The sequence below is a fragment of the Oleiphilus sp. HI0080 genome, from assembly GCF_001635135.1.
In genome coordinates this window covers 1-5,269 of the sequence record NZ_LWFU01000605.1, presented here as the reverse complement: position 1 = coordinate 5,269, position 5,269 = coordinate 1, and the positions used below count along the sequence as shown (strand labels likewise).

5 protein-coding genes and 1 riboswitch are annotated in these 5,269 nt (G+C 48.8%); all 5 genes read left to right on the top strand.

Going from position 1 to position 5,269, the window contains the following annotated elements:
• A partial coding sequence (locus A3751_RS22875) for a hypothetical protein (protein WP_197466340.1) occupies positions 1–304 on the top strand: 304 nt, incomplete at its 5' end.
• Positions 305–496: 192 nt separating this feature from the next.
• Entirely contained in the window at positions 497–1,117 is a 621-nt protein-coding gene (locus A3751_RS13405; RefSeq protein WP_068456914.1) for a class I SAM-dependent methyltransferase, read from the top strand.
• Positions 1,118–1,761: 644 nt separating this feature from the next.
• Entirely contained in the window at positions 1,762–2,109 is a 348-nt protein-coding gene (gene maoP / locus A3751_RS13400) for a DUF413 domain-containing protein (RefSeq protein WP_068456911.1), read from the top strand.
• A 156-nt stretch (positions 2,110–2,265) separates the two neighbouring features.
• Positions 2,266–3,168 carry an energy transducer TonB gene (locus A3751_RS13395; RefSeq protein WP_068456908.1) on the top strand — a complete coding sequence of 301 codons (903 nt, stop codon included), beginning with the start codon at positions 2,266–2,268 and terminating at the stop codon, positions 3,166–3,168.
• 29 nt (positions 3,169–3,197) lie between these two features.
• Positions 3,198–3,406: riboswitch (cobalamin riboswitch) on the top strand.
• A 108-nt stretch (positions 3,407–3,514) separates the two neighbouring features.
• Positions 3,515–5,269, top strand: a 1,755-nt coding sequence (locus tag A3751_RS13390) for a TonB-dependent siderophore receptor (protein WP_068456905.1), incomplete at its 3' end; no start/stop codon positions are given.

Sequence of the window (5,269 nt, the reverse complement as noted above, 5' to 3'; positions counted from 1 at the left end):
CCACCTTGCTTATGCAACGTCATTGAATGATGTTATTGATCTTCATACCTCTCGGGTAGTGGTGGCACTTAAATATCACATTCACCACACGGTTTGGCTTGTTCTCATGACGGTATCGGTGCTCTCGATGTTCGCCATGGGCTTTCAGTTTGGTTACGGGGGTGGCCGCCGCGTGATGTTGTGTTTTGTATTGGCGCTTACCTTTAGTCTTGTACTGATGATGATAGAAGACTTAGATCGCCCATTGGAGGGGACGATCACCGTCGACAATCAGCCACTCGCTGAATTGCTGAAAACGATGTGACGCGTTAACGTATTCTTGTCTTAGTTAGCTTCGAGCCTCTTTGCTCTTTACTCGCTCGTCCTGATGGATTGCTTCGAATGACGCTCTCCCTGACCGCATTTCCCGTGTTTTAGACGAGTTAAGTCGGATACTCAGCTAGCGCTTGCGGTTAAGCTTTAGTGGAACGTTAATTAACACAAGGTGTCTGATGGCATGAGTCTTTATGAGCAGTACGTCTTACCACATTTGATCAATTGCGCTTGTGGCTCGCCGCCTATTTTAAAACTGCGGAGTCAACTTGTTCCCCAGGCTGAAGGCGCTGTGCTGGAAGTCGGCATGGGTTCGGGTATTAACTTGCCTTTTTACGATACCAGCAAGATCGATTATGTCTGGGGCTTAGAGCCTTCACTCGGTATGCGAAACAAAGCCGCAAAGCGGCTAGCCCAAAGCCCTGTTAAAGTGCGTTGGCTTGATTTACCTGGCGAGAAAATTCCCTTGGAAGATGACTCCGTCGATACCATTCTTCTGACATTTACACTTTGCACTATTCCCGATACGGCCAAAGCACTGGCGCAAATGCGACGCGTGCTGAAGCCGAATGGCAAGCTCTTGTTTTGTGAGCATGGTGAAGCGGAACATGCGCGCGTCAAAAAGTGGCAAAATCGTTTGAATCCGGTTTGGTCGAAACTAGCGGGCGGTTGTCAGCTTAATCGTCAGATTAGCGGCTTGATCTCGGAGGCAGGCTTCGCGATTGAACGCGCGTCTTCGTTTTACGTCCCAAAAACCCCGCGCTTTGCAGGTTATATCTACACAGGTGAGGCACGTATTGCTTAATAACACCTGTTTGTTTTTTTTGTGCGCCTAACCATCGCTAGGCCTTGGTTTTCGTGCGCGTGTAAGACGTATGCTGCATCGTTCTAGAAAAGTCTGCTCTGGGACATCTAATTAGTCAGGAAGAGGGCGGGTCCAGTCGTTCTTTTGCATGAGTGACCTCATTGAACCGTCTTTTTTAGCCGCGCAATCCGAGCATTGACAGTTGTGATGGTGCTTTCCGGAATCTATAGGTCCATGGCTAAGTGAACGGTTGAGGGTTTTATCACGCTAGAGATATCTTGAATGTTGAAAGACTCTAGGCGTTGATCGGTTGCGTGCAATGCGTGGTTGATCCGAGCGCACTCTCCAATATAAACATCGCCATGGTCGATAATGTGCAAACTCTTATCTGTGCAATAAGTGAGCAGGCGCGCGCGGCGGCGGCACAGTCTTTGCTGAGTCGAGAGTGCTCTCTAAAAAGCGGCAAACTCATTCGATGGTGTCAACAAGCTGTAATACGGCATCCGCACACTTTGTGCTGTTCTGAATGGAACTTTGATCACAATAATTGCGTTTAAATTGTTTGAGAATACGGGGCAGCTAGGGAGCAGTCAGCGTATAACAATAACCAGAATCCAAAGAGATTCGATGCAAGGGAGTAAGCTATGCTTGATAAGAGCTTAGTGTCGGGGAAATCTTTCCGCGATGACAAAAATTTTCCACACGGTTTTAGCCGCAGCGGCAACTTTTCAAGAAACGAATCCGATCTATTAACACGTGCTGGAGCGGTCGCAAATGCGCTTGCTAATGGCACCTTAGAGCCAACATCCAAGGCACAAAAACAACTCTTGGCGGTATGCCGTGGTGAACGAGATGCGAGTACCGAATTCGAGCGAGTTTGGTTGAAGTATGTCGATGCCGTTGGCAGCAAGCGTTGCGTGTTCAGTTTTGCATCAACAGGTAATCTTGCTTCTAGCGAAAGCCGTGTTTACGCGAAGGACTTTCTAGCTTAGGCAGTTCCTTCAAGCCAGATAAAGTGTTGTACGTTGCGGGTTGCGCGAGTTGCGCGATGAGGGTGTTGTTTGTATAGTCGCGCCCTCATCCTCAGTTGTTTTAACGCAGTTTGATACACGCCAATGCAACACTTTTTTTCACATAGCACGGCCGGAATGCAAAACCGCTTTATGGTGTTTGCGTTCGTGTTTGCGGTGCTTGTGCATGTTGTCTTGTTTTTTCTGCTAGATGGGCTTTTCAAGCCGAAAGCCTATGTGGCCGATCAGACTTCCTATCGTGTATCGCTAAATGCACGCGCAGATGACTCGCAAATTACCCCAGACCCCGAGTCAGTCGTTCATATCCCCGCCAGTCAACCTTCGCCAGCAAAGGCAGAGCCTCAAACACTACCTAAAAAAACGATTGAAAAGACCTCGCCAGAGCCGCTAAAAAAGATCGCAAAGGCAGATCAAACGGAAGCTTTAAAACCTGATGTGGAACGCCAAGTACCGCAGCAGCTTGCACAGCCCACTAAGAAAGCGACAGCGAAAAGTGTTCAGCAAATTACCAGCACTGAATTTAAGCAAAGACGCATTAGTCAACCGGAACGAGAAGTCAAAAAGCCGGAGCAAGAAGAACCGGAAGCCAAGAAACGGCAGGTTATTAATGAGCAGGCAAGCGCTGATATCGATGCCAAGCCCAGCGATTCAGCAGATAGCGAGCCGGCTAAACAGGAAGCAGTCGCAGAACAGGCGCAAGCGAATGAAACCCCGGCTGAAGAGCCGCTGCCAAAAGTTCGCGAGCCGCAATTTCAAATAGGCAGCGCAAACAATCCGAAGCCAACCTATCCTCAAAGAGCCATCAACCGTGGGTGGGAAGGTGATGTGGTGCTGGGTGTCCATATCGACGCGGATGGCACTGTCACTTATGTTGAAATTCTTGAATCCAGCAATGTCTCTGCGCTTGATTTTGCTGCGTACTCAACGGTGATGGATAGCTGGCGATTCTCTCCAGCTGATGAGGACGAGCGCGAATTGAGGGGCTACGTTACGGTTCCGATTTCATTTCGGATCAATTAATCGTTGACGAATTCGTCGCATCCTCGTAAAGTCGCACACCTGCTTGAGGTGCTCAATTACCAGTTCATGGTGAGCGAGTGAAACGGGAAGATTGGTGTGAATCCAACGCTGCCCCCGCAACGGTAAGCAAGTAAAGTTTGTCATCCTCGCCACTGTGCATTCAGCATGGGAAGGCCGTCAAACTAGGGTAAATCCCAACTTGTGAGCCCGGAGACCGGCCTGAAGCAAATGTTGTAATATTGCGGAGGGCGATATTCGGGATTGATAACCGTTGTTGTCGCTTTGCGCGTGTTTTCATCTTTCCGATCTCTTTCTCTGCACGTTTGAATATAACGTGAGCTGAGTAATGGTATCCCGACTATCAATATATAGTGCGCTTTTTTTCGCCTGTACGGTGTTGCATGCGAATGAACATGTGCAGCATGAGCAGGTTGTTGTTATTGGTTCGCGCTCGTCTGCTAATGATATTGATGTCGACGTCATCCCAAGCCATGTTACCGTCGTTCAAACTAAAGACTTATCAAGCTCTTATTCCAGCGTTGCTGACGTGCTAAAGGCACAGGCCGGCGTTCAAATCCGTCAACAAGGCGGGATGGGCTCGTATTCTTCACTTAGTATTCGGGGCTCTACGGGTGCTCAGGTCAATGTGTACCTAGATGGCGTGCTTTTAAACAGTGCCCAGGGCGGGGCCGTTGATTTGAGTGAGCTGTTGCTCGATTCCGTAGAGCGCATCGAGATTTATCGTGGGTATGTACCTTTGCAACTTGGCTCTGCCGGAATTGGCGGTGCTGTAAACGTTGTGACCAAGCAATCGAAGCAGACCGGTGGCCATATCAGCTTGACCTATGGCTCTTTCAACTCGAGTAAGTTTGCGGCTTCAAGCAGTATCGTTGCCGAGGACATGCGTTTGCGTGGCAGCGTAGAGCGCGTTTCTTCAGACAACGATTTTGATTTAGTCAATGACAACCAAACTCCGTCAAACCCGCTTGATGATCGCGATGAAACGCGACAGAACGCCCAATACGATCAACTGAGCGCGGCGCTATCGGGAGACTATGCGATACGCCCCGATATGACATTGTCGGGTCTCGCTCAGTATTACGATCGCGCGAAAGGCATCCCCGGTGTCGTCAACGACCCGACCAACAAAGCACAGTTTGATACGGAATTTTTTATGTTTAGTACTGGTTTAGATCACCAGCTAACGAAGGCATGGGATTTGAGTTATCAGCTTGCGCTTAGCCAGCGTGACACATTGTATGACGATACCCAAAACAAAGTCGGTTTGAATGCGAACCTAGAGGCGGCCACGACACAATCAATCGACGCTAAAGTACACGCTCGTCAACGCTTGAAGCAGAGCATCCTTCACTACGAAGTCGCTGCGAATCAAGAGACTTACGACAACCACGATAAGTTGCGAGAGATCCGGTTTGAAGCGCAAAGACAGCAGTATTCGCTCGGCTTGCAGGGCGAATGGTTTAGCCGTGACGATGCGTTTTCAGTGATGGGACAAACCCGGTTTCGAGCTGTGTCGGATGAGACGGATTTACTTACTCAAGATGATCGTTCTGAGCAAAGCTTTGATGCTCAACTCGGGTTGAATTACCAACTGAATCGCTCATTGAAGTTACGCACTAGTCTATCTCGCGATATTCGCCTACCTAGCTTGTACGAATTGTATGGTGATGATGGCAGCGCAATCGGCAATGCGGATCTAGAAGATGAAGTCGCTCTAAATGCAGAAGCTGGATTCCAGTTTTCTTCCACGGCGAGTTTAGCCTCGTTGACTGCGTTTTATCGAGATCTTACCGATGCGATTGTGACGATCTATGACGCCAGAGGAATTGGTAGGGCTGAGAATATCTCCTCGGCGCTTTTGTATGGCTTAGAGTTTGATGGCGAAGTTTCACTCTATGATGCGTGGAAGCTTGGTGCCAAAGGCGCATGGGTAAATTCTGAGGATCGATCTCAAGTTGTGGGTTTTCGCGGAAACCCACTCCCTGGGCAATACGAATATACGAGCGGCTTAGTGAATCAATTTTTGTGGCATTCCTATCTTGCTGAAATCGAATTCGTTTATCGAAATGAGGGTTTCTAC